This is a genomic window from Haloferax marinisediminis, assembly GCF_009674585.1.
Classification (GTDB): domain Archaea; phylum Halobacteriota; class Halobacteria; order Halobacteriales; family Haloferacaceae; genus Haloferax; species Haloferax marinisediminis.
In genome coordinates, this window is the sequence record NZ_WKJP01000001.1 from 1,505,488 (window position 1) to 1,530,734 (window position 25,247).

Annotated in this window: 24 protein-coding genes; 19 read left to right on the forward strand and 5 right to left on the reverse strand. The window is 62.6% G+C overall.

Going from position 1 to position 25,247, the window contains the following annotated elements; all coding sequences use genetic code 11:
• Window positions 1-32: 32 nt before the first annotated feature.
• The 5 genes from GJR98_RS17470 (at window position 33) to GJR98_RS07875 (ending at window position 4,395) form a co-directional block, all read left to right on the forward strand.
• Window positions 33-422 (forward strand): DUF7344 domain-containing protein, encoded by a 390-nt coding sequence (locus tag GJR98_RS17470; protein WP_195759377.1) that lies wholly within the window; start codon window positions 33-35, stop codon window positions 420-422.
• Between the two features lie 114 nt (window positions 423-536).
• Entirely contained in the window at window positions 537-1,475 is a 939-nt protein-coding gene (locus tag GJR98_RS07860; RefSeq protein ID WP_151137098.1) for a carbohydrate kinase family protein, read from the forward strand.
• Window positions 1,476-1,574: 99 nt separating this feature from the next.
• Entirely contained in the window at window positions 1,575-2,099 is a 525-nt protein-coding gene (locus GJR98_RS07865) for a hypothetical protein (RefSeq protein ID WP_154269717.1), read from the forward strand.
• A 90-nt stretch (window positions 2,100-2,189) separates the two neighbouring features.
• Window positions 2,190-2,918 carry a nucleoside phosphorylase gene (locus GJR98_RS07870; RefSeq protein ID WP_151137100.1) on the forward strand — a complete coding sequence of 243 codons (729 nt, stop codon included), beginning with the start codon at window positions 2,190-2,192 and terminating at the stop codon, window positions 2,916-2,918.
• Between the two features lie 7 nt (window positions 2,919-2,925).
• On the forward strand, window positions 2,926-4,395 hold the full coding sequence (locus tag GJR98_RS07875; RefSeq protein ID WP_151137102.1) for a universal stress protein: 1,470 nt from the start codon (window positions 2,926-2,928) through the stop codon (window positions 4,393-4,395).
• Here the strand turns inward: GJR98_RS07875 and GJR98_RS07880 are convergent.
• Window positions 4,392-5,603, reverse strand: a complete 1,212-nt coding sequence (locus GJR98_RS07880; protein ID WP_151137104.1) for an NAD-binding protein — start codon at window positions 5,601-5,603, stop codon at window positions 4,392-4,394. The genes GJR98_RS07875 and GJR98_RS07880 overlap by 4 nt on opposite strands.
• Before the next feature lie 141 nt (window positions 5,604-5,744).
• Here GJR98_RS07880 and GJR98_RS07885 point away from each other — a divergent pair, with 141 nt between their 5' ends.
• Genes GJR98_RS07885 through GJR98_RS07895 form a run of 3 tightly spaced genes read left to right on the forward strand, consistent with a single transcriptional unit; the run spans window position 5,745 to window position 8,666 of the window.
• Window positions 5,745-6,950 (forward strand): potassium channel family protein, encoded by a 1,206-nt coding sequence (locus tag GJR98_RS07885; protein ID WP_151137106.1) that lies wholly within the window; start codon window positions 5,745-5,747, stop codon window positions 6,948-6,950.
• Between the two features lie 58 nt (window positions 6,951-7,008).
• The gene (locus GJR98_RS07890) at window positions 7,009-8,379 is read left to right on the forward strand and encodes a potassium transporter TrkA (protein WP_151137108.1); all 1,371 of its coding nucleotides are present in this window, start codon (window positions 7,009-7,011) and stop codon (window positions 8,377-8,379) included.
• Window positions 8,380-8,402: 23 nt separating this feature from the next.
• Window positions 8,403-8,666, forward strand: a complete 264-nt coding sequence (locus tag GJR98_RS07895; protein ID WP_151139405.1) for a ubiquitin-like small modifier protein 1 — start codon at window positions 8,403-8,405, stop codon at window positions 8,664-8,666.
• A gap of 21 nt (window positions 8,667-8,687) precedes the next feature.
• Here the strand turns inward: GJR98_RS07895 and GJR98_RS07900 are convergent, their stop codons facing one another.
• The 3 genes from GJR98_RS07900 to GJR98_RS07910 form a co-directional block, all read right to left on the reverse strand.
• A complete protein-coding gene (locus tag GJR98_RS07900; RefSeq protein ID WP_151137109.1) occupies window positions 8,688-9,761 on the reverse strand; it encodes an SDR family oxidoreductase in 1,074 nt (357 codons plus the stop codon).
• A complete protein-coding gene (locus GJR98_RS07905) occupies window positions 9,758-11,323 on the reverse strand; it encodes a succinic semialdehyde dehydrogenase (protein ID WP_151137111.1) in 1,566 nt (521 codons plus the stop codon). The genes GJR98_RS07900 and GJR98_RS07905 overlap by 4 nt, the downstream gene beginning before the upstream one ends.
• An 81-nt stretch (window positions 11,324-11,404) precedes the next feature.
• On the reverse strand, window positions 11,405-12,250 hold the full coding sequence (locus tag GJR98_RS07910) for a ubiquinol-cytochrome c reductase iron-sulfur subunit (RefSeq protein ID WP_151137113.1): 846 nt from the start codon (window positions 12,248-12,250) through the stop codon (window positions 11,405-11,407).
• A 224-nt stretch (window positions 12,251-12,474) separates the two neighbouring features.
• Here GJR98_RS07910 and ppc point away from each other — a divergent pair, with 224 nt between their 5' ends.
• Window positions 12,475-15,168: a phosphoenolpyruvate carboxylase gene (gene ppc / locus GJR98_RS07915; protein WP_151137115.1), complete on the forward strand. Its 2,694-nt coding sequence runs from the start codon at window positions 12,475-12,477 to the stop codon at window positions 15,166-15,168.
• A 438-nt stretch (window positions 15,169-15,606) separates the two neighbouring features.
• Here ppc and GJR98_RS07920 read toward each other — a convergent pair whose 3' ends face one another.
• A complete protein-coding gene (locus GJR98_RS07920) occupies window positions 15,607-16,407 on the reverse strand; it encodes an aldo/keto reductase (protein WP_151137117.1) in 801 nt (266 codons plus the stop codon).
• An 88-nt stretch (window positions 16,408-16,495) separates the two neighbouring features.
• On the opposite strand from GJR98_RS07920, the gene GJR98_RS07925 reads away from it, so the two are divergent.
• From GJR98_RS07925 to GJR98_RS07970, 10 genes are all read left to right on the forward strand, one after another.
• Window positions 16,496-17,053: a maltose acetyltransferase domain-containing protein gene (locus tag GJR98_RS07925; protein ID WP_151137119.1), complete on the forward strand. Its 558-nt coding sequence runs from the start codon at window positions 16,496-16,498 to the stop codon at window positions 17,051-17,053.
• Window positions 17,054-17,180: 127 nt separating this feature from the next.
• Window positions 17,181-18,830 (forward strand): glutamine hydrolyzing CTP synthase, encoded by a 1,650-nt coding sequence (pyrG, locus tag GJR98_RS07930; protein ID WP_151137121.1) that lies wholly within the window; start codon window positions 17,181-17,183, stop codon window positions 18,828-18,830.
• Complete coding sequence (gene guaA / locus GJR98_RS07935; RefSeq protein ID WP_151137123.1) at window positions 18,830-19,747, forward strand: glutamine-hydrolyzing GMP synthase; 918 nt, start codon at window positions 18,830-18,832, stop codon at window positions 19,745-19,747. Before pyrG ends, guaA begins: the two co-directional genes overlap by 1 nt.
• Entirely contained in the window at window positions 19,744-20,064 is a 321-nt protein-coding gene (locus GJR98_RS07940) for a DUF7126 family protein (RefSeq protein WP_151137125.1), read from the forward strand. The genes guaA and GJR98_RS07940 overlap by 4 nt, the downstream gene beginning before the upstream one ends.
• Window positions 20,065-20,587: 523 nt before the next feature.
• Window positions 20,588-21,217, forward strand: coding sequence for a DUF4382 domain-containing protein (locus GJR98_RS07945; protein ID WP_151137127.1), 630 nt, complete (start codon window positions 20,588-20,590; stop codon window positions 21,215-21,217).
• Between the two features lie 161 nt (window positions 21,218-21,378).
• Window positions 21,379-22,341, forward strand: a complete 963-nt coding sequence (locus tag GJR98_RS07950; protein ID WP_151137129.1) for a beta-ribofuranosylaminobenzene 5'-phosphate synthase family protein — start codon at window positions 21,379-21,381, stop codon at window positions 22,339-22,341.
• Between the two features lie 73 nt (window positions 22,342-22,414).
• Window positions 22,415-23,251 carry an RAD55 family ATPase gene (locus GJR98_RS07955; RefSeq protein ID WP_151137131.1) on the forward strand — a complete coding sequence of 279 codons (837 nt, stop codon included), beginning with the start codon at window positions 22,415-22,417 and terminating at the stop codon, window positions 23,249-23,251.
• A 134-nt stretch (window positions 23,252-23,385) separates the two neighbouring features.
• Complete coding sequence (locus GJR98_RS07960) at window positions 23,386-24,300, forward strand: hypothetical protein (protein ID WP_225316415.1); 915 nt, start codon at window positions 23,386-23,388, stop codon at window positions 24,298-24,300.
• A complete protein-coding gene (locus GJR98_RS07965; RefSeq protein ID WP_151137133.1) occupies window positions 24,293-24,793 on the forward strand; it encodes a hypothetical protein in 501 nt (166 codons plus the stop codon). The genes GJR98_RS07960 and GJR98_RS07965 overlap by 8 nt, the downstream gene beginning before the upstream one ends.
• Before the next feature lie 69 nt (window positions 24,794-24,862).
• The gene (locus GJR98_RS07970) at window positions 24,863-25,192 is read left to right on the forward strand and encodes a transcription factor S (protein ID WP_151137135.1); all 330 of its coding nucleotides are present in this window, start codon (window positions 24,863-24,865) and stop codon (window positions 25,190-25,192) included.
• The last annotated feature ends 55 nt before the right edge of the window (window positions 25,193-25,247 follow it).

Consider the following 25,247-nt stretch of genomic DNA (forward strand, 5'->3'; position numbering starts at 1 on the left):
AGGCTTTTGTGTTTTTGTGACGAATTGTCCCATTGCAGGATTTGATTATTCTGATGTATGATGCTTATTCAACGACCGATAGGTTAGCAGTGTCCGATATCCTCGGAAATCCACACCGCAACCACGTACTGCACGTCCTCAGGTGTCATGGGACACCGATGACATTGGAGACGCTCGCGATGCACGTCGACCGCTCAAACGCAACTGACCCATTTCCCGGTTCGGCCACCGGTGTGGAACCTGTTTCGATGGTGAAACTTCACCACACACATCTTCCAAAACTGGATGACGTCGGTGTAATTAGGTACGACTCGTACGAACAGACCGTGGTCTCTGTGAACGACGAACGACTCGACTCACTCGTCGAGTTGGGACAGCAGATGCTCGAGTCACTTCGATATGACCGACCAAGAACCGACTAGCACACAGCACCTATTTACCCATCCAGAGTGGGTCACGAAGACAGCACATCGAGGATGGCAGCACAAAATCACCCGAGAGAGTTATCTGGCCAGCGGAACGACACACGGGGACGAATGTCCCGTGTCATCTGTGCCGGCCACGTGAACTGGGACGTCACCCTCCGCGTGGACGCTCTTCCCGAACCAGACGGCGAAGCAACTGTCGAGTCCCGGGTCGGTGCTGGCGGCGGCAGTGCCGCGAACGTCGCCAGCGGGTTGGTCGGCTTGGACCTCCCAACCTCGCTCCTCGGGAGCGTCGGCGACGACGAGTACGGGCACGCCGCCATCGCCGAACTCGCATCGAAGGGTGTCGACTGCAGTCACATCGTCAGCGTCGACCACGGTCCGACGACGGTCAAGTACATCGTCGTCGACGCCGACGGCGAAGTGTTCGTTCTCGGGTCTCCGGGCGTGAACGAGGCGTTCGAGGCGTCCGACCTCTCGACCGATGCGCTCGTCGAGGCAGACCACCTTCACTTGACGAGTCAGTCACCGGGGACCGCGGCCGCACTCGCCAGACGAGCACTCGACGCCGAGACGACGGTGAGTTTCGACCCCGGTCGGCGCATCGGTGACCGAGGCTACACCGAGGCACTCCGACTGGTCGACTACGTCTTTCTCAACGACCGTGAGGCCGCGACGGCGCTCGGAGAGGCGGCAGAGTCGCACCCGAACGGGGGCAAAAGACGGAGACACGACGGTCCCGGTGGCAACGGCGGCGTCGTCGGCGACGCACTCGACGACACGACACTGGTCCTCAAACACGGCCCGAAGGGAGCAGAAGTCCGTGATGAGGACGAACGACACGTCCACCCGGGGTACCCCGTCGACGCGGTGGACACGACTGGCGCGGGCGACGCGTTCGCTGCCGGATTCATCGCGGCGCGACTCGACGGCCGGTCTTACGAACGGTCTCTCGCCGTCGCGAACGCGTGTGGTGCACTCACTGCGGCCGAGCCGGGTGCCCGAACACAACTGAGCTGGCGACGACTCGACGACCTCGTGGAACGGTGACGACGCGACTCGGAGATTCAGGGACGCCGTGTCGATGTCGCTGACGCTCGCCCGAAACGACCAGACCAATTTTATCCTCGCCGGTCATTCCTCGGAACGATGCTGGAGCAGATTTCGGCCGTCGTCGCCGCACTCGGGTCGCTTCCGAGTGTCGGCGGCCTCGCCGGACGAGTGGCACTCGGTGCGCTCGTCGGCGTCGCGGCCGCTGTCGTGATGGACATCCCGATGTGGCGCCAAGAAGAGGGCTTCACGCCCGCGTACATCGCTGCATCGGTCCTCCAACGGACTCGCCCGGACGACGTCGATTTCCTCGACGCGAACCTCGTCCACCACGTCGCAGGCGCCATCTCGGGTGCCTTCTACGCGGTGGTCTACCTCGCAATCGACTCACTCCTCCCCGAGGCCCCACTCCTCGGCGTCGACTTCGCGCCACACGTGGTTTCGACGGGGGTAGTGGTGGCGAGTATCTACTTCCTGTTTTCGTACTTCGTCCTCCCACGGGCAGGCCGGAGCATCTACGAAGAACGAGCGACGGCAGTTCGTGGGCAATGGCTTCGCTCGTCGCTGGTCTTCGGCGTGACGCTCTTCGTTCTCGCCCCGGCGCTCTTCGCGGGTATCGCCTGACGGGCGGGTCTTCGATTCAGCTCGTCGATCTACGTGTCGGTGTCCCCCACGAACCGCGGCGTTTTTGCCCGCGACACGAGTGGGTCGAATATGGCGAAACAGCCCCATCTCCTCGTCGAAGAAGGCGACGTAAACGACATCGCACTCATCCCGGGCGACCCAGGGCGCGTCGACCGCATCGCAAAGCAGTGTGAGAACGTCGAAGAAGTCGCAGAGAACCGCGAGTACAAGGTCGTCAACGCGGAGTACGAGGGCGTCCCGCTGACCATCTCCTCGACGGGTATCGGGTGTCCGTCGGCCGCAATCGCGCTCGAGGAACTCTCCCGTGTCGGTGTGGAGACGTTCATCCGCGTCGGCACCATCGGTGCACTCCAAGAGGACATCGAAATCGGCGACATGATCGTCGCGACCGGTGCCGCCAAAGAGGAAGGCACGTCCAAGCGCTACGAGTCTGAAGTCTACCCGGCCGTTCCGGACTACGAGGTGCTCACCTCGCTCGTCGACGCGGCGGAAGCGAACGACGAAGACGTCCACGTCGGCCCAATCGTCTCCGACGACGCGTTCTACAACGAGTCCGACGAGTACGTCGAAGACTGGAACGCGGCCGGTCTCCTCGCCATCGAGATGGAGGCGGCGACCGTGTTCTCCCTCGCCCGCCGCAAGGGCCTCCGCGCTGGTGCCATCTGTACGGTCGACGGCAACCTCGTCGCCGGCACCCAGAAGGGCGCCGACTCCGACGAAGAACTCCCTGAGAAGGCGAAGAACAACGTCGAGCGCGCTATCAGTATCACGCTCGACGCCGTGGTCGACCTCGCGTAAAGCGGCAGTGGACATTCGCCACCTCGCGGCCCGTGTGGTCGCACGCGTCAGCGAACTCCGCACTCGAATTCGGCGGATAGAGCGGCGCGAGGCGGTGGCGTTCGGCCGCTGGATAGAGAATACGAACAATCTCCTTCATCTCACCGTCTTACTCGTCATTCCGCTCCTCATCGCGAGCGTGACGTTCGTCTCGAACGCGGTGAGCACCCTCTCGTTCCTGCTGTTTCCTCCACTCGCGTCCGGTTCGTACACACTCTTTTCCGACCCCGAAGGGCAGTACGCCTCGCCAGTGAAGTTCATCCTCGCGCTCACGGTTGGCGCACTCTGTGGCCTCGTCGCCTACGGATTCACCACGTGGGTCTACGGGCCGACGGGAACCGCAATCGTCCACCCGTCGTCTGCCGCGCTCGCGATTTTCCTCGCTGGCTCTGCGACGTGGGCGCTCGACATCGAAGCACCCTCTGCGTTCTCGACTGCGCTCTTGACGCTCGTCACGGGAGATGTGAACCCAGAGGAGTACGTGGTGAGCATCTTCTTCGCGAGCGTCGTCATCGCGATCGTGTTCAGCGTCTGGCGCCAGCGATTCTACGAGCGACGCGCTGAGTACCTCTACGGAACGGTCAAAGGTGACGACCACGTCCTCGTCCCGATGCGTGGCGAGACAGCGGAGCGAACTGCCTTCTTCGCTGCGCTCCTCGCGGCGGCGCACGAGGCTGGAAAAGTCGTCCTGCTCGACGTTCTCCCGCCGGAGTCGACGGCGGAGACGCAGGCGTCTACAGTCGATGCCGACACAGAGACGAAGTCAGAGACAGAGACGAAGCCGGAGACGCCGGAAGATTCGACCGGCAACCCTGCCGCCGACGCTGCAGTCGAGCGTCTCGAACGGTGTGCGCACAGGATTCGAACCAGAGTGGGCGTTCCCGTCGAAGTCGTCGTGGCGCGAGGCGACCCACTGACGGCAACGGTCGAGGCCGCTGCAAACACTAACTCAGACCTCGTCGTCACGCCGTACGAGGAAGACCGTGGCCTGCTGTCGGACTACGTCCGCGGGCTGTTCGGTGGTGAGTACGACACGGTCGCCTTCCGGTCGAAAGGAGAGTCAGACCGTTGGAAACGGGTTCTGGTGCTCGTCTCTCGGCCGGGCGATGCCGCACACGCGATGATAGACTTCGCGACCCGACTCGCTGGAAAGACCGGGAGTGTGAGCGTCACGACCTGCATCGGTGCAGAGGTCGAGCGTCGGCCGGCAGAGTCAAAACTGGCGAACCTCGTGGAGACGGCAGACGGAAACATCGAGACGCGTGTCGCCCGAACCGAAGTGACGAAGTTTATCGCTTCGAACGCCGCGACGTACGACCTCGTTGTCCTCGGGTCGAGTGGAGAACGCTCTGCAGCCTCGCGATTCATCGCACCGCCGACGTTCGAACGAATCAGAGAAACCGACTGCGACGTCGCCGTCTTCGACCGCGGAAACTAGTCGTCGGAGTTGGCGTCGGTGTCGGCGGCGTTAGTATCGGCGTCTTCGACCATCTCGTCCGGTTGTTCTTCGAGCAGTCGTTCTTCGACCGTTTCGAGGCCGCCGCCACCGATAGCTGACTCGGCGAGGAAGTGACCACCGAGTGCAGCAGGACTGATGACGGTATCCGCGCCGGCGCGGCGGAGTTTCGGTTCGTTCTCGCGCTGTGTCGCCGCCGCGACGATGTGGATGTCGGGGTTGAGCTGTCGGGCTGTTAGGATGGCGAGCGCGTCTTCGGCGTCGTTGTTGGTGGCGACGATAGCCGAGCGGGCGACTTCGACGCGGGCGCGCTTGAGCGACTCTTCGTCGCTTGGGTCGGCCGTGAAGACGTCGTACCCACGGTCGGAGAGTCGTTGTGCCCGTTCTGCGTTGGGCGTGATGATGAGTACGTCTGCGCGGTCTTCGAGTTCTTCGAGAATCGGTTCGGTCAGTTCCCCGTGTCCGAGGACGAGGATGTGGTTGTCGAGGATTTCGAGTTGTGATTCGGTCATGCGTCCAAGTGCTTTGGTGAGTCGTGCTTCGATGGCAGGCGTGAGCAGGACACCGAGTGCCACTGCGAAACTCGCGACGGTGACGAGCAGTGCCGACATCCCGAACAGTTTCGCAACTGCCGTTCGCGGGGTGATGTCGCCGTATCCGACGGTACTGCCGGTCACGAGTGCGAAGTAGAACGCGTCGAACAGCGAGTCGACGCCGTTGAACTGCTCTCTGAGTGCGTACGCCCCCGCCGTTGCGTACGTCTGTGCGCCGGCGATAGCCAAGAGCGCCGACAACTGCGTGACGTTCCAGTCGAGGTCGCGGTCGAACGCCCGGTAGTTCAGCAAACAGAGGACGAGACTGATAATCGAGAAGCCAATCAGCGGAATCGCGCGAGCGGGAGACTGGATGAGTCCCTGCGCGGCGGACACCGGGAGGAGGATGACTGTCGAGTACCACGCCGGCCGGAGACGCCGTCGGAGGCCGTAGACGCTGGCCAGAAGCAGAAATCCGGTCAGCGTGCCGGTGAACCCCGCCGTGATGCGAATCACTTCGGGGATGACCGAGCTGAAAACGCCACCCGCCACGGGCGAACTGATGTTCAATATCCCTGTCACTGCAGACAGGATTGCGACGATGAAGACGGTCGTCACTGTGGTTCGGGCGCCTACCCAGTCGCGTGCCGACACCATGTCGGCGGAACGTCTGCATGGAAGGGGGAAAACCGTTGGGTATCGAGACGGCGACACGGGAGAACTGCGCAGAGCCCACCTTCGTGAGAGAAACTCAGTCACGCCGCCACGCATTTATCTCGGGAGTGAGTGAACCAGCCTATGGCTTCACTCCCTGTCGAAGTAGTCTATGGACTCTACTTCGGCATCCTCACGGGACTCGTCCCGGCCGCCGTCGCGTGGCTCTTCGGGTTCGGGTTCCGCTACGTGACCGGGGTCACGATTCCCGGTCTCGCAGTCGTCGTCCTCAGCGTCGCCATCGCGGGTGCGAGCGGTGGCCTCATGGCTCTCGCGGACCCGACGATTACGCAGTCCGACAATCAGGCCAGACTGACTGTCGCGCTGTTGGTCGTGCTGATGGGCGCACTCTACGCACACAATCGCGGCGACGCGTTCGCGAACGAAATTCCCCGGAAGATGTCGCTTCGAATGCTCACCGAACGGACGCTCTCGACCGACGTGGTCGAACTCGTCGGCGGCCGCGGACAGGTCACTGTGAGCGTCACGCGAGAAGTCGACGACATAGAAGGCTACCCGCCGGTCCCACTCGACATCCGCACTGCGATTCGTGACGGCGAGTGGACGTTCCCTGCGGACATCCCACTCGTCGAACTCGAATCGCGGTTCGCAGACCGACTCCAGACCGAGTTCGACCTCGTCGCAGTCGAAGTCGAAATCGACGAACAGGCCCGTGCGAGCGTTGCTGCTGCTGCACCCGTCGGTGGCCTCTCGAAACGCCTACCCGCCGGGAAGCGAGCCGTCTCTATCGAGGCACTCGTCCCGACCGGTCTCGCACGAGGAGACGACGTCGTCGTCGCCACCGATGGTGGCACTGTCACGGCGAGCGTCGTCGGCGTCGATTCGGTCGCAGAGGTGACAGAGACCGACGATTCGGAGGACGAAGACGCCCCCAAAGCACCGACTCGGGCACCGACAGCGGTCGGTGGCGAAGGCCGCGTGACGGTCGCAGTCGAGCGACCCGACGTTGAAGCACTCCTCCAAAGCGACACGAAGCAGTTCGTCGTCACCTCTCGTGGCGTCCGCCGTGAGTTCGAACTGGTCTCGCTGCTTCGCCGCGTTGGCAAGCGGTTCTCCAGACTCACCGCGGGCGTCGACGGCCCCCTCGACGGGGTGACACTCAGAGCGGCCAGTGTCCGCGACACGTACGGCGTGGCCATCCTCGCTGTTCGACACGGTGGGACGTGGACGATTGCACCTCGCGGCGATCAGGAAGTCTCGGCCGGTGACACACTGTACGCCGTCGGGTCGCGTTCTGACCTCGCCGCGTTCGAGGAGGCGATTGCATGAGCAGACAACGCCGGCACGTGCGGACACACCAGTACGGAGTTCTGGAGGTGGGTGCGTGATGTCGTTCCTCGCCGCCGAACTCGTCGCAGGCGTCGTCGGGCAGGTCTCACTCCCGCCGGCGAGCGACCCACTGGTCAGGACCATCCTCCGCGTCATCGGCCTCATCGTTGGGGCGTTCCTCGCGTCGGGTGTCGCCGCACTCACGTATCGATGGTACACGCGCGAAGTCATCCCTCGGGCGCTCGCACTCCTCTTTGGTACCTCGGTCGTGGCGCTGTACCTGAACACCGTCGGCCTGTTCGGAAACTTCGTCACGGGGAGTGACACGGCGGTCTTCCAACTCGACACAGTGCTGTTCAACACGACGGCGCTGGCGGGTGGCGCACTCGCCTCGCCGGTCGGCCGTCTCGTCGGTGACAGACTCGCGACCGACGTGTTCGCCGTTGCGGGGGCGAAAGAACTCGACGCCGACGTGAGTCGTCTCGTCCGCACCGTCGGGCGGGTGACGACGGTGACGATTCCAGAAGAGATTGGCGACATCGAAGCCTACGACCCAGTCTCCGAGACTATCAAGACCCAGTTGAGCGGGAAGACGCTGCTGTTCCCGCGGCGACTCACAGAAGACCAACTCCGAGAACGCCTCGTCGAACGGGTCAAAGACGACCACGGCGTCGGCCACGTCGACGTGGAGTTCGAAGACGGTGACGTCTCCTACTTCGCACTCGGGAGTCGCGCTGCCGGCCTCGGCCCGACGCTCGCACCGGGGACTGTCGCCGTCGCAATCCGCGCAGACCCCGGACCGGGGGCAGCCGCCGGCGACCCAGTGCAAGTGTGGGCCGTTCCGAACGCGTCGGACGACACCGAGTCTGACGCGACGACCGCGACCACGAACGGGGAAGAAACCCGTATCGAGAGTGATGGCAGTGGCTCTGTGCCGACCCGCGTTGCGTTCGGCGAACTGCGCGGCGTCGCCGACGACGTCGCCACCGTCGCTCTCGACGAAGAAGACGCGAGCAAACTCACCGGTGCCGACGAATACCGGGTCGTCACCCTTCCAGCAGACCCTCGCGTCGACCGTGAGTTCGCGTCACTGCTTCGGAGCGCCGACGAGACGATGGCAGTCACGACGGTGCAACCCGACGCCGCGCTCGACGGGGGACGCGTCGCCGACGTGGACACGACTGTCGTCGCCATCCGCCCGGCGAACAACCCCATCGACGCCATCCCTGCGCGAACCCGAGAACTGCGTGCTGGGGATACGCTCTACGTCATCGGCCGTCCAGAGGTGCTCCGGAAGGTCGAACGGCGTGCGGCGACGGACGATAATCTGACCGATGGTGGCGAGGACGAGGATGGAGACACAGACACCGATGGCGGCGATTCCGTCGGTGCAGAGTCGGCGACACAGTCGGGGGCGCAATCCTCATGAGCACCGAGAGAAGAGACGATAGCATGGAGTGGAAGTTGTTCGCAGACCTTGCGGAGGTTGCTGGTGCACGCACCGTCCGCGTCGACGTACGAGGGGAGGCGACTGTCGGTGACGCACTCGACGCACTCGTCGGGTCGCATCCGTCACTCGAATCGCGCGTGTTCGCCGACGATGGCGAGTTGTACGACCACATCAACGTCCTGCGAAACGGTGAGAACGCGGCGCTCGACGACGCCGCCGAAGTTGGCGACGAACTCGCGCTCTTCCCACCTGTCAGCGGTGGGTGACTCCCGAATCGAAGCGCTGTTTCACGTCATCGCGTCGGAGCGAATCTCTGGATTTTCACGGACGAACGCGACTAACTCGGAGACGTAGGACTCGAACGCCGGCGGTTCGATACCGGTTCCCGAGAGGTGTTTTCGCGCGTTTCCACCGACGTAGCGAGTCGGGTGCGTGAAGTACGGAAGCGTCTCGGGTTCGATATCGACGACGTCTCTGAGTGTCTCCCACCGGTGTAGTGCTGACTGTGTCACCCCAACTGGTGTCGGTACGGGGACACCGACGCGGTCTGTGGCGTCCAGGAGCATCCGGACGAACTCGCGAATCGTCGGTGGATTCGGGTCGCACAACTGGTAGGTGACGTTCTTCGAACGGTCGAGTTGCGAGAGGTAGTCGATGGCGTCGACGACGTAGTCCCGCGGGACGACGTTCAACTCGCTCGCGTCGGGGTCACCGAGCCGGGGAACGACTGCGACTCGTGGTTGCCGGAGCAATAACTGAATCAAGTAGTAGGGGCCGTCGTACTTCTGGGTCTCTCCGGTTCGACTGTCGCCGACGACGATAGCCGGCCGATAGACGGTCGCCGGAACCTCGTCCATTCGGTCGCGGACGAGGACTTCGGCGTGGAACTTCGTCTCTTCGTAGTGGTTGTTGAACGACTGTCCCACGTCGAGGTCGGATTCGGTGAAGACGCCGTCGTACCGGCCGCTGACGTAACACGTGCTGACGTAATGGAGTCGGTCGACACCCGCGGATTCGGCGAAGTCGAGGACGTGTCGCGTTCCGTCGACGTTGACCGCCTGTCCGACGTCGGGCGAGACGGCGAGGTCGTAGACGGCGGCGAGGTGGAACACCTCCGTCACGCGCGATTCGAGGTCGGTGCGCGTCGTCTCCGAGAGTCCGAGCGCGGGGTCGGTGATGTCGCCTTCGACGAGTGTGAGTGTCTCGTTCCACTCCGGGCCGAGGAGGTCAGCGGCGCGTGACACTGCCGCATCACGATAGCGTGGTTGGACGAGACAGACGAGTTCGTCGGTCCGGTCGGCGAGGCGTTCGACCAGTGCGCTCCCCAGAAACCCGGGAAAACCGGTGAGGAAGACGGTCATGGAAGCGCCTCTGAGATGCGTTTCCAGACGCGGAGGCCGAGTGTCGCGCCCTCGGCCCAGACCTGTTTTCCGCGCTTCGGCGGCGAGAGGAGCCCCAGTCGTTGGGTCGCAACCGTCTGTGACTCCGTGTACTTGAGCAGACCGTGACGGCCGTGGCGACGGCCGATACCGGACGCTTTCATCCCTCCCATCGGCGCGTCGATGGACGCCCACGCTGCGGCGTAGGCTTCGTTGACATTGACGGTCCCCACCTCGAGTCGTGCGGCGACCTGTTCGCCACGTTGGGTTCGTTCCGTCCAGACGCTCGCGTTCAACCCGTACGCGGAGTCGTTCGCGCGCTCGATAGCCTCGGAGACGCTCTCGACCTCGTACAGCGAGACGACCGGGCCGAACGTCTCTTCGTCGGCGAGCGTCATCTCCGGCGTCACGTCGGTCACGATTGTCGGTTCGTAGAAGTACGGGCCGAGGTCTGGCCGGGCGCGCCCCCCTGTGAGGACTGTCGCGCCCTTCTCGACGGCATCTTCGACGTGGGACTCGACTTTCTCCAGCAACTCACGGTCGAGAAGCGAGCCGACGTCGTGGTCGTAATCGTACCCTGCATCGAGCGTCAGTCCGCGCGTCTCTCGAACGAGTGCGTCGCGGAAGTCGTCGGCGACTGCCTCGTGGACGTAGATTCGTTCGAGAGAGATGCACAGTTGCCCTGCGTTGGCGAAACATCCCCGGACTGCTCCGCGAGCGGCTTTCTCTACGTCGGCGTCGTCGAGGACCAACAGAGGGTTCTTTCCGCCCAGTTCGAGCGAGCACGCCGTGAGGTGACGACCTGCGGTTTCGGCGACGATGCGACCAACGTCCGTACTCCCAGTGAAACTCACGTAGTCGACGCCTTCGATGAGCGGGTCACCGAGTGTCGGCCCCTCACCCGTCACGACCTGAAAGACGTCCTCTGGAAGGCCGCACTCGCGGAGGAGTTCGAGCGCCCAGAGTGCCGTAAACGGTGTTCCCTCGTCAGGTTTGAGGACGATTGCGTTCCCTGCGAGTAAGGCCGGAATGGACTCCGAGACAGACAGTGAGAGCGGGTAGTTCCACGGCGAGATGATGCCGACGACGCCGACGGGGTGGTGATGTTCGACGGCCTTCGTCAGCAGTGGTATCGCACCCGTTCGTTGTTTCGACGTGAGTGCTCTGTCGGCGTGGTTCGCGTAGTATCTGGCCGTCGCGGCAGCGTCGAGCACCTCTTCGAGCGCGTCTGCGCGTGCTTTGCCCGTCTCGGTTTGGATCACGTCGAGCAGCGACTCGCGACGGTCGAGGAGGGCGTCGTGAAATCGGCTGAAGACGGCGACTCGGTCTTCGATTGGCCACGTGGCCCACTCGGTGCCCGCCGTCCGCGCATCGGAAACTGCCGCTCGAACGTCGTCGGGCGTACACAGTGGGACTTCGCCGACGACACTGTCGTCGTACGGGGCACGAACGGGAAGATCAGGACGGTCGTCGAGAGGAGAGACGAGTCGGGCGAGTTCGTCCAGTCGGGTTGCGGAGACCGGAGCGGAGGGGGCGTTCGTCATACTACCCATACCAGCGAGGCGACTATAGTAGTGATTACACGTCGGGAGAAACTGAGAAGAACGAAAACGAGCGTTCGAGAGTTACTCTTCGGGGCGCGGGAGTGCCGTAAAGAGCGTCTGGACGATAGAGAACGGGTCGTAGACGGACTGGTGGCACTGACAGTAGACACCGTCTTCTGCGTTGAACTTCGCGGCGTCAGCGGCCTGCTTGTATCCGGGGACACAGCAGAAGTGCGTACACTTGTTGAGCCACGCGATGACACCCTGGTCCGTCGCAGCGGCGAGGAAGTCGTTGTCCTGTGCTGCTTCCTCGATACGGCTCGAGCGGAGCACCTGAATCGGCATGGTATCTTCGGTGTCCTCTGAACGCCACGTCCCGGTTGCGGGCTTGCCGAGGCCGGCGCGTCCGATGCCGTTACCCCACGACTCGTAGTCGTCGAAGTCGTTGACGTTCAGTCTGTCACCGTCACTGTAGACTTCCTGCTGCCACTCGTATCCGCCGGAGTCGGAGCGGAAGTAGTTGTCAGACTCGAAGTCCGGTGCCATGCCCTCGTAGGACTGCACACCGCAGTACTGGAACCATGCCTGAGAGTACGTGACACCGGTTCCCTTGTAGTCGTCCGTCTGTGCAACCTGGGCTTCGACACCGCCCTGGGTAATCGTCTGTATTTCCGGCCAGACGCCTTTGATGAAGCCCTCGCCGTCGATTTCGATTGGAATGACCGGCATTCCGCGCGGCGCGGGACCGCCGGTGTTCTCGATGGCGTACGCCTGTGTTGGACCGCCACCTGCGCCCGGTGAGGTGGTTGCGGAGTTGATTGCGGCCGCGCCAGTCGTTCCCACGCCAGCGAGCGCCGCTCCCCCGACGACGCCCTTGACGAACCGACGACGACCCGAATCGGCGGGGTACTTGTCGCTATCGCTCATACCCTGAAGTTCGACCCGTCCAGTAAAAGCGTGACGAATCCACCGTGTTAGTACACCCCACGAAATCACCGCCCTCAGTAGTGTGGGATACTAATAACGCGGATTTTGGCGTTTGGAGTGAAATTCACCAGTCGTTTACAAACATTCGTTTAGAACGTCATTTCGGGCAATTTTTCGACCGTACTCGTGGACTTTTACAATGAGTACTCATATTCGAGTAGGAGATGCGATTGCACACCAGAGACGTCAGACAGGACGTCCGCGAGCTTGGGGCGTTGCTCGGGGACGTTCTGGAGGCACAGACCTCTACGGCGTCGTTCGAGACGGTCGAGGAGCTTCGACAGGCGGCCATCGCCTATCGAAAAGGTGAGTCGGGGTCCCGCGAGAAACTCTACGACGTCGTGGGTGACCTCGACCCGGAACGTGAGAGTATCGTCGCACGCGCGTTCACGACCTACTTCGAACTCATCAACCTCGCCGAAGAGCGAGAACGGGTTCGAGTCATCCGCGAGGCGTCACAGGAAGGTACCCTCGCCGATGGTATCCTCGCCACACTCGATTCCCTCCACGAGGACGACGTCGACGAAGAACTTCTCGAACAGGTACTCGAAGACATCCTCATCGAACCGACGTTCACGGCGCACCCGACGGAGGCCCGCCGAAAGACGGTCAAGGCCAAACTCCGCTCGATTGCGAACCGGTTGGAGACCCTCGACGAACGCCGTCTCACCGACCTCGAAAACGACCAGGAGTGGCGCCACGTCGTCGCCGAGGTAACGAGTCTCTGGCAGACCTCGCAGGTCCGGAACCGACGCCCGGAACCGACCGACGAGGCTCGAAACGTCCAGTGGTACCTCGAAAACATCCTCTTCGACGTCGTCGGCGAAGTGTACGAAGAACTCGAAGAAGAGTTCCACAACGAGTATCCAGACCTCGACGTCCCGAAACTGTTCGAATTCCGCTCGTGGGCAGGGTCTGACCGCGACGGCAACCCGTTCGTCACGCCCGAGGTCACAGAAGAGACGCTCGCCCGCCAGCGCAGCGTCGCTCTCGAGAAGTACAGTAGCGCGCTCAAACGTCTCTCCGGTGTGCTGAGTCAGGACGCGACACGAATCGACCCCGGGTACGAACTCGAACGGTCGCTGAAAGCCGACCGAGAACTGCTCCCCGTCGTGGCCGAAGAAGCGGACGAACGGTATCCGGACGAGCCGTATCGACAGAAACTGAAACTGATGCGCGAGCGTCTCCGCCGCATCGAAGACGTCCGCCCCAACGGGTACAGCCACGCGGCCGAACTGATGTCCGACCTCGAAGTCATCGACACCAGCCTCCGTGGAGCCGGTGCCGGACAGGTCGCCGACGTGTACGTCGAACCGTTGATGCGACAGGTCGACACCTTCGGCTTCACACTCGCCAGTCTGGACCTCCGCGACCACCAGAAAAACCACACCAAGGCGGTTCACGAGGCACTCGCACACGAGGGCATCGACTACTACAGTCGGTCGGAAGACGAGCGCGTCGAACTCCTCACCGATGCGATTCTCCAGAACGAGCCGATTATCGACCTCGAAGACCCCGGAGAACTCTCTGAGACGGCGGAACGCGTCCTCCAACTGTTCCGCAAACTCGGCGAGTGGCAGCGTGAGTACGGCGTCGCCGCCATCGACACCTACTGTATCTCGATGACCGAAGAGCCGTCGCACGCCCTCGAAGTGCTCTTCCTCGCCGACCAAGCGGGCGTCGTCTCACTCCCAGACCACTGTGGTATCGACGTGGTTCCGTTGTTAGAGACCGAGTCGGCACTGAACGGTGCGCGCCGTATCATGGGCACGCTGTTCGAAAACGAGGCGTACGAACAGGCGCTCGCCGCACGGAACAACGTCCAGGAGATTATGCTGGGCTACTCCGACTCCAACAAAGAAAACGGATTCCTCGCAGCCAACTGGGACCTCTACAAGAACCAACGCCGTCTCGCGGACATTTGCGACGACTTCGACGTGACGATGCGGTTGTTCCACGGCCGCGGTGGGTCTATCTCCCGCGGTGGCGGCCCGATGAACGAGGCGATGCTGGCGCTTCCGAACGAGACCATCACCGGGCAGATCAAGTTCACCGAACAGGGCGAGGCAATCGCCGAGAAGTACGCCAATCCGCGCATCGCCGAGCGCAACCTCGAACAGATGCTCAACGCCCAGATTCGCGCCCGCCTGAACGCAATTCGTGAACCCGAAGAAGACGTGCCCGACCGATGGGTCGACGCCATGGACACGATGGCCGCCGCCGCCCGCGACGAGTACCGCGACCTCCTCGAATCAGAGGGCTTCGTCTCCTACTTCGAGCAGGCGACACCCATCACCGTCATCGAGGAACTCAACCTCGGGTCTCGCCCGGCCTCTCGGAGCGGTGAGCGTACTGTCGAAGACCTCCGCGCCATCCCGTGGGTGTTCTCGTGGACGCAGTCGCGGTGCATCCTTCCCGGATGGTACTCACTCGCCGCCGGTGTCAACGCCTACCTCGACGACGGTGGCACCCTCGAAACGGTTCGCGAGATGTACGACGAGTGGCCGTTCTTCCGCAGCACCCTCGACAACGCGGCGATGTCGCTCGCCCGCACGGACCTCGAAATCGCCACCGAGTACGCGAACCTCGCAGACGCCGAACTCCGTGAAGAGTTCTTCCCGCGACTCGAAACCGAGTACGAGGACGCCGCCAGCCTGATGCTGGAAATCAGCGGACGGAGCGACCTGCTAAAACGTGAGTGGCTACAGGAGAGCCTCGAACGCCGGAACCCGTACGTCGACCCGCTGAACCTGCTGCAAACGCACCTGCTCGCACAGACTCACCGGACCGACGACGAAGAACGAACCCTGCGGCTCACCGTCAAAGGAATCGCCGCTGGGATGAAAAACACGGGCTAATTCGACACCTCGGCCACCAACCGAGGCCGTCGACCCGTCCGCGAACCGTTACGCGCGCCGCAGGTCGTACGCATTCGAACAGACCGGACAGGTCTGCCGCGCGATACGGTATTCGCTCTTGAGGCGTTGCCGAACGCCGTCGAAATCGGCGTTACCTTCGTAGCTCGATTCTACTTGCTGTCCACAGTGTGGGCACACCACCACCACCGACGCCATAATTGACGGTAGGGGAGTATTCGTGATATATGTTTACCCTCGTTGTGAACGACTCGCACACCAAACTAGAGTCTGCCGAAAATAAGAGTGCTGAGGCGTCTAACTCGCAAATGAGGATATCTCAAAATGGCTAGTTTCAGCCATTATTTGTCGGATTAAAGCCGCCTCGACCCTGATATATCAAGCTAAATTCTGTGGAAAACGCGGTTCGACCTTGATATCTCAGACGCGATTCCACGGTGCTTCGTCGAAGTCGACGATGCGGTGGTCGGTTTCGATGTCGTCGATGGCAGCGATGTCCTCGTCGCTCAGTTCGAGTTCGAGTGCAGCGAAGTTGTCACGGATGTGGTCGGGCGTGGCCGCCTTTGGAATCGCCGTCGCGCCCTTCGCCAGAACCCACGCGAGAGAGACCTGTGCAGGTGAGACCTCGTGTTTCTCGGCAATCTCGACGATGGTGTCGTTTTCGGCGACCTCGTTACGTGCAATCGGCGAGTACGCGACGAGGTGGTGGTCGTACTCGTCGGCGAGTGCGAGGAGTTCTTCCTGGGGGAGCAGTGGGTGCATCTCCACCTGATGAGCGAACACGGGGGCATCGAGTTTCTCGATGGCCGATTCGAGTTGGTCGGGACGGAAGTTGCTCAGGCCGATGTTGGCGATGAGACCCTCCTCGTAGAGTTCGTCGAGGGCCGAGAGCGTCTCTTCGTCGTCGTAGGCGTCGAGTGGCCAGTGGACGTACAACAGGTCGATGGTGTCGACGCCGAGTTTGTCGGCCGACTCGCGAGCGGTCTGAATTGCGTCGTCGTAGCCGAGGTTTTCAGGTTTGAGCTTCGTCGCCACGAACACGTCGTCGATGTCCACGTCTGACTCGGCGAGTGCCTCACCGACGTACTCCTCGTTGTTGTACATCTGGGCCGTGTCGATGCTGCGATAGCCGACGTCGAGGGCGGTTGTGACCGCAGAGACACACTCGTCTCGGTCTTCGAGTTTGTACGTGCCAAAGCCGAGTTGCGGGAAGTCTTTCATACACGAGTGGACTCGTTGAAGAGGGTCAAGTTCTGCGGTAGCGGAAGTCCGTGAGTACACTTACACTCTCGCCGCTAGTTGTCGAACTATGCCCTCTGAGAAGGAGAAGATGCTCGCGGGCGAGTTGTACGACGCGAGTGACCCGGAACTCGTCGCAGAGCGCAGGCGCGCGCGACGACTCACGCGCCTGTTCAACGACACCGAGGAGACGGAACTCGACCGGCGCGAAGAACTCGTCCGCGAACTCTTCGGTGACGTTGGCGACTCCCTCGAAATCGAACCGACGTTCCGCTGCGACTACGGCTACAACATTAGCGTCGGCGACAACTTCTTCGCCAACTTCGACTGCGTCTTCCTCGACGTCTGCCCCATCACTATCGGCGACAACGCCGGACTCGGCCCCGGCGTCCACATCTACACGGCGACACACCCACTCGACGCAGCAGAACGAATCAAAGGCCCCGAATCAGGGGAACCGGTCACGATTGGCGACAACGCGTGGATTGGCGGACGCGCAGTCATCAATCCGGGCGTCACCATCGGCGACGACGTGGTGGTCGCCTCGGGGTCGGTCGTGACGAAAGACGTGCCGGATAGTGTGATCGTCGGTGGGAATCCGGCACGAGTCGTCAAAGAACTCGACTGACAACCAAACTGACCGACGGGGAACCAGCTCGCTGTGTCACGATTCCTCAGATATCGCCCATGTGCGGTTCTCTGGCACACGATGATGGCTCCGAAATCGTTTTGAAGTACGCTCGCACACGGTCAGTATGCCGACGGACGAATACGACCCAGAGATGGGGCGCAAGTTCATTTTCGTAACCGGGGGTGTCATGTCCGGCCTCGGGAAGGGTATCACGGCCGCGAGCACTGGCCGACTCCTGAAGAATGCCGGGTTCGACGTCACCGCAGTCAAAATCGACCCGTATCTGAATGTCGACGCCGGGACGATGAATCCCTACGAGCACGGCGAAGTGTACGTGCTGAAAGACGGCGCGGAAGTCGACCTCGACCTCGGGAACTACGAGCGCTTCCTGGGCATCGACATGACCGCCGACCACAACATCACGACGGGGAAGACCTACCAGCACGTCATCCAGAAGGAACGCGCTGGCGACTACCTCGGCAAGACGGTCCAGATTATCCCGCACGTCACCGAAGACATCAAGCGTCGCATCCGCGAGGCGGCCGAAGGGACGGACGTCTGTATCGTCGAAGTCGGCGGCACCGTCGGTGACATCGAGTCCATGCCGTTCCTCGAAGCCCTCCGCCAGTTCGCCTCAGAGGAAGAAGACGGCGACGTGCTCTTCACCCACGTCACGCTCGTCCCCTACTCGAAGAACGGCGAGCAGAAGACCAAGCCAACGCAGCACTCGGTCAAAGAACTCCGGAGCATCGGCCTCCAACCCGACATCCTCGTCGGGCGCGCCGACGACAAACTCGAACCGGAGACGAAGCACAAGATTGCGCAGTTCTGTGACGTGCCGGACGCCGCCGTCTTCTCGAACCCCGACGTTCCGGACATCTACCACGTCCCCCTGATGGTCGAAGAAGAAGGCCTCGACGATTACGTGATGGAGCGACTCGGCATCTCCGACGAAGCGCTTCCGAAAGAAGAACGCGACAGCCGCTGGCGCGAACTCGTCACCGCCGAGCGCACTGGGTCCGTCGATATCGCCCTCGTCGGGAAGTACGCGCTCGAAGACGCGTACATGTCGATTCACGAGGCGCTCAAGCACGCCGGCATCGAGTGCGGTGTCGACGTGAACATCCTCTGGGTCGATGCCGACGAGATGGACGACAAACACGAAGCGCGCCTGAAGGACGCCGACGGAATCGTGGTCCCCGGCGGCTTCGGGTCGCGTGGCACCGACGGCAAGATAGACGCTATCCGGTACGCCCGCGAGAACGACATTCCGTTCCTCGGCCTCTGTCTCGGCTTCCAGATGGCCGTCGTCGAACAGGCTCGCAACGTCCTTGGCCACGAAGGCGCACAGTCGACGGAACTCGACGCCGACACGCCCTACCCGGTCATCGACCTGCTTCCCGAACAGTACGAGGTCAACGACATGGGCGGGACGATGCGTCTCGGCGCACACGACACCGACATCACGCCCGGAACCCTCGCAGAGGCGGTCTACGGTGATACCACCTGTACGGAACGCCACCGCCACCGCTACGAGGTGAACCCAGAACTCATCGACGAACTCGAATCTGAAACCCTCCGATTCTCCGGCCGCGCAGACAACCGCATGGAGATTCTCGAACTGACCGACCACCCATTCTTCTTCGGCACGCAGTTCCACCCCGAATTCCGTTCCCGACCCGACCGCGCAAGCCCGCCGTTCGTTGGCTTCCTGCGCGGCGTTCTCGGCGAACTCGACGCACGTGAACTCGACAACGAAGAGGTGACAGCATAATGGTAAACGTAGACGAATTCATCGACGAAGCAAAAGAATCGATTCGTGACCAAATCGGCGACGAACACGCCATCATCGCTCTCTCGGGCGGTGTGGACTCCTCCGTCGCAGCGACCCTCGCGTACGAGGCCGTCGGCGAGCAACTCACGCCGGTGTACGTCGATACCGGCCTGATGCGCAAGGGCGAGACCGAACAGATTGCAGAGACGTTCTCCTTCATGGAGAGCCTCCGCGTCGTGGACGCCAAAGAACGGTTCTTCGACGCCCTCGAAGGCGTCATCGACCCCGAAGAAAAGCGCGCCGTCATCGGCGAGCAGTTCATCCGCGAGTTCGAGCGTGAGGCGAAAGACACCGACGCCGAGTACCTCGTCCAGGGGACCATCTACCCCGACCGCATCGAGTCCGAAGGGAACATCAAATCCCACCACAACGTCGGCGGCCTGCCGGACGTCGTGGACTTCGAAGGCATCGTCGAGCCCGTCCGCGACCTCTACAAAGACGAAGTTCGCGAGGTCGCTCGCGCACTCGGTCTCGAATCCATCATCGCCGAACGCATGCCGTTCCCGGGTCCGGGGCTGGCAGTCCGCGTCCTCGGCGAAGTCACGCCCGAGAAGGTCGACGTGGCCCGCGAGGCGTGTCACATCGTCGAAGACGAGACGGAAAAGCACGAACCGTGGCAGGCGTTCGCCGCGGTCATCGGCAAAGGAACCGGCGTCAAGGGTGACAACCGCGTCCACGGATGGATCGTCTCGGTTCGCTCCGTGGAGTCGCGTGACGGCATGACCGCCCGCGCACAGGAACTGCCGTGGGACACCCTCCAGCGCATCCAGTCGCGTATCACCGGAACGAACGAGAACGTCGCCCGCGTCGTCTACGACGTGACCCACAAACCACCGGCGACAATCGAGTACGAATGACGACGGCAGTCGTCGCGGGGACGGACCCCGACGGACTCGGTGAAGCGCTCGAAGCGGAAGGCGCGACAGTGGTTCGTGTCGTCGGCATCGCGTCCGCCGACTCGCTCGAAGAGGCCGGCATCGACGAGGCCGACCTGCTCGTCCTCACCGACATGGACGACGCGACGGCCATCTCGGTCGCAAAAGAAGTGAACCCCGACGTTCGCGTCGTGACCTACTCGCGCGACTCCCTTCCGGAGTTCGCTCGCGGGCAGGCCGACCTCGCTGTCGACCCTGACCTCCTCGCGGCCGACGTGGTCGCCGAAGAGATCGTCTAGGCAGTCGGCCCCCTGCGAGGACCCCAGAACCGAGACTTCATTTTCGGACTCGACACGCCAGAAGCGAGTGAGCGACGGCTTTGTGAGTGGCTCGAACGCGTCTGGCACCCGAGAGTCAAATCGGCTGACACCCCCTTCAGCCGAACCCACCGCAATTCGGCGAGGAACGGCCACCGTAGATTCTCAGTTTCCACGAAATTCGGCGAAAGTCGCGTCGAATTGCACCCAATTTCGCACTAACGAGTGCAATCCAGTACAGCGATTTCCACCTTTCAATACCCCAGCGTCCACAGGCAGAACTGCCGCGACACGTCGGCTGCCCTCGCACCCCGGAACGCTCCCTGCCCGGTTGTCACACGCAGGGCCGACACGTCGTGGACCACGGCCTACGCAGGCCGCTTCATGAGCATTCCCCCCCCTTCCCCCTCCCCTCGGTCGTACACGCAGACAACGACCACGAGTGGAACGAAGCACAGACAACCAAGATGAAACGCGGAATACACAGACGAAACCTGATACACCAATGACACAGAATCGACGTACGTTCGTCAAGCGTGCCGCTGGAATCGCCGCTCTGAGTACCGTCGGAACTGCCGGTTGTATGGGCACCGCGTCCGCGAAGACGGGTACCCTGTCGACGCGTGTGAGCGACCGCCCCGGAGACATCGACGACTTCGAGTCGTGTCTGGTGACGCTCTCGACCGTCCGAATCAAACCGACCGACGGTGACGCGAAAGAACTCGACGTCAGCGACACCGAAGTCGACCTCGTCGACCTGCAGGGCGATGCGTCGGCCCTCGTCGCAGACAGCGAAGTCGACGCGGGTGACTACGAGTTCCTCCAGTTGGAAGTGAGCAACACCGACGCGACCCTGACAGATGGCTCCGACGCGACTGTCGAAGTCCCCGGGTCTGCGCCGCTGAAGTTCGAGAAGTCGTTCGAAATCCGTGCCGACGAGACCACGACGTTCACGGCTGACTTCACTCCTGTGAAGACTGGAAACGCCGGAAAATACGTCATCCAACCCGTGGCTGAGGAGGTGTCCGTGGTCTACGAATCCGACGACAGTACGGCCAACGAGACGGAGACGACGGCTTCGAACACCACATCCACCACGAAGGAGACGGCCACTACGAACACCACGTCTGAGTAATCGCCTGTCTCACGGTCAGTGGTACCGCTGACGCCCGGCCCTCCTCTCGCCCCTCTCCCCGCTCCTTCTCCCCACCAAACCACCGGTCTGCGCGACCAAATGGCGGCCCTCGTTGCCATTGTCGCAACTCCCTTTATCAGTGGTCGCTGACCTCCGATGACATGGTACGGGTTTCGGCCGGTGCGCGCATCCACTTCGGCTTCCTCAATCTGAGTCTCGCCCGCGACCGACTCTACGGTGGTCTCGGCGTCGGACTCGACGAGCCGCAGGTCGTGGTGTCGGCCGAACCTGCAGCGGAGGTCGACTGTCGCCACCCCGCAGCACGTCAGTACGCCGAGCAAGCTGTCGACCTCCTCGGCGTCGACGGTGCGAACGTCGTCGTCGAACGAACGCTCCCACGGCACGCTGGCCTCGGAAGCGGGACGCAACTCGCACTCGCCGTCCTCCGGGCAGTGGCCGCCGCGACAGAGACTGACGTGGATGTTCGACAACTCGCACCGGAGATGGGTCGCGGCGGCCGTTCTGGAATCGGTGTCGCATCCTTCGAGCACGGTGGTGCAATCCTCGACGCCGGGCATCCGACCGCGCGGTTCACCACCGACCGGCCGGCAGACGGGTCGTGGACGGTCCCTGCAGTCGCAGCACGGCACACCGTTCCCGACGACTGGCGCTTCCTCCTCGTCGTCCCAGACGTGGACCCCGGGAGAAACGGCGCTGCGGAAGAAGCGAGCATGCGGTCGGTCGTCGAGCGCGCCGACCCGGCAACGAGCGACCGAATCGCGGGCATCGTCACCCGACGACTCCTCCCAGCCCTCGCGGAGGGGTCTGCCGAGCGCTTCGGAGAGGCGGTCGAATCCGTCGGCCGACTCAACGGGACGTGGTACGCCGACGAACAAGGTGGCGTCTACCGGCCGCCAGTCGGCGCGCTCGTCTCGTCGCTCTCGGAGTCGCCAGCAGTGTACGGTTCCGGGCAGTCTTCGTGGGGTCCAACGGTGTACGGCGTGACCGACGCCGCCCACGTCGACGAGGCGATAGCCGCTGGACGAGCGGCGCTGGCTGACGCAGGAATCGAGGGAACGGTGACCATCTCACGCGGGCGCAATCGTGGTGCGCAGGTCGAGTAAGTCGCCCCTGTGACGATGCCGCGACACATCGGCCCCCGAAACGCCTAACCATCGTGCTTGAGTCGGGTTGGACATGCACTCCATCCCCTTCGGAGTCCCTCGACTCGACAGCATCATCGGCGGAGGGGCACCGCCGGGCAACGTCGTTCTCCTCGCGGGAGAGTCCGGCGCAGGCGCTCGTGAGTTCCTCTACACGAGTGTCACCATGAACGCGCTCTCTCGCGCCGACGAAGACCTGTTCGACCTGCATTACGGGTCACTGGACGACTCTGCGAGTCCGCCGCCCGAGATTCACTACGTCTCGTTCACCGCCGGTGAGCCATATCTCCGCCGAGAGATGGAGTATACGATGGACAGCGACGTCGTTGCGGCCGCCATCGACCACATCGAGTTCCACGACTTGTCGCCGGAGTTCTTCCAGTTGAGTCCGATTCCTCGGGAGTGGTACCTCGGCAAACCGACGGAGTTGGAAGACCTCGGACACCGACACAACCGCGAGTCGGTGTTAGGTGCACTCGGGACCACCCTCAGTGAACACGCCCCCGGTAACCTCGTCGTCATCGACTCACTGACCGACCTCGTGGCCAGTCGGTCTGACGATATGACGTGGTCGGACATCGCCATGGTGGTGAAGGGTCTCGAAAAGGCCTCCTACCAGTGGGGTGGCCTCATCTTGGTCCTCGTGAGCACCGAAGCACTCTCCGAGACAGAACTCGGCATCCTCAAGGGGGCGACGGACGGGACACTCCTGTTCAAATGGGAGACCGGTGGCTCGAAACGTGCACGAACCATGGTCGTCCAAGAGTTCCGTGGCGTCCTGTCGCAACTGGAGAGCGAGAACATCGTCCAGTTCGAGACGGAGATAAACGAGAGTGGCCTCGACGTGAGCGACGTTCGGAAGATTCGCTAATGTCCCCGTAGTCGACGGGTACAGCACTGTCGAAGCTCGTACACACTTCACTGACGAGCCTCACACACTGCACTGCGAACGAATGCTTCCTCGGCGATAGTTCTTAAGGGCCTGTGGACAAACTGGAAATGAAGATGGAAGGGGATGTTGGGGGTACGCTACCGGCGGACCTCCGAGAGTGGGTCACCGCCCGTGCCCACGCGCAGGATGTCGACCCAGCGACGGTTCTTGCACGAGCGGTCGGCACGTACCGACTGGCGGTGACCGACTCGGGAGCGTCACTCGACGACGTGGAGTCCGTTCCTGACCGACTGGACACTGTCGAAGGGCGTGTCGATGGGCTCGAAGACTCGCTCGACGAGAAGATAGGCGACGTTCGGAAGCGAGTGGTCCAGGTCAAACGCGAGACCGACGAGAAGGCTCCGCGAGACCACGCTCACCCAGACCTCCAGGAGGGAATCGACCAAGCGACGGCCAGTCTCGACGCGGTCCGCGCCAGCATCGCCGAGGTCGACGAGCGCGTCGACGCCGGGTTCGAAAACTACGAAGAGATTCTCACGTACCTCGACGAGACGACTGCAGACCTCGACGAGAACCTCCGCGTGGTCGCGCAATCGCTCGTAGAACTGCGCTCACGAGCGGCCGACATCGAGGCAGCGGAACTCGAACGCAAGGCACTCGGTGATTTGCTGCGCGTCGCCAACGACGCCGGCGAACACAAGGCGACGTGTGCAGAGTGCGGACAGACCGTCCACCTCGACCTCCTCACCGAACCTCGGTGTCCGGGCTGTCGGTCGTCGTTCGACGAGTTGACTCCGTCTCGGGGCTTTTTCGGGTCGGCGACGCTCCACACCGGGCAACCACCGGCGCTGGAGGCCGCGGAGTCGTCGGAAGACGAGATAGAAACACTGCTGGACGAGCAGGCCGCTGGAGACACAGACACCGATACCGAAACCGTCAACGATACCGACACCGACACGGCCGCTGTCGAGACACACGACGACTCAGTTCGCGGCACGAGAACCAAGGGAGAACAAGCGAATGACTGACGACAGCGAGCCCGCTGAGAACCAACACGCCGACGATATCGACGACGAGTTCGACTTCGGGAACGACAGCCCCGAACGACTCGACCCTGAGCGAACTGACAGCGACCCGGACGACAACGTCCCGCTCTCGGACCTCGCGGGGCGCGTGGCAGAGCGACGGTCCCGCTCGGCGGCCACCAAAACAGATTCCGACGAGTTGTTCGAGTCTGTCCGTGTCGAGGAACTAGACAGCGACGACGTGTGGACCTCGTTGGTCGACAGTGGTGACGACGACGCGAGCGTCGGTGCCGGTGCCGACGCAGAACCAGTCGACGCGACAGACAGCGTCTTGGACCACATCGTCCCCAAAGCAACGTTCTGCCAGCGGTGTGAGCACTTCGCTGGCCCACCAGAACTCGGGTGTTCTCACGACGGAACCGCAATCGTCGAAGTCGTCGACACCGAACACTTCCGCGTCCGAAACTGCCCGATGGTCGACCCCGAAGACGACTGAGCCCCGTCACCACCGGCGTGGAGTGCAGAGAGTGACAGATTCTTAGTACCGGGCCCGCTAACGCCGCGTATGCAATTTTGCGACGAGTGTGGGTCGATGATGGTCACACAGAACGGTGCGATGACCTGCACGAACGACGACTGTGGGGCGACCACCGAGCGCGACGAAGAACTGGCCGAGCAGTTCGTCTCCACCGAAGCACAGTCGGGCGACGAACTCATCGAGACCGAAGAGGGTGCAGAGTTCGAGGGCAAACCGACGGCCAAAGACGTTCACTGCGACGAATGTGGCCACACCGAGGCGTGGTACACCATCAAGCAGACGGCGTCCGCCGACGAACCGCCGACGCGGTTTTTCAAGTGCAAAGAGTGTGGCTACCGCTGGCGCGAGTACAACTAGTTGGCACCGCCTGTGCGTGAGAGGGGAGACAGGCCTCAATAATTAGGTCGTTTCC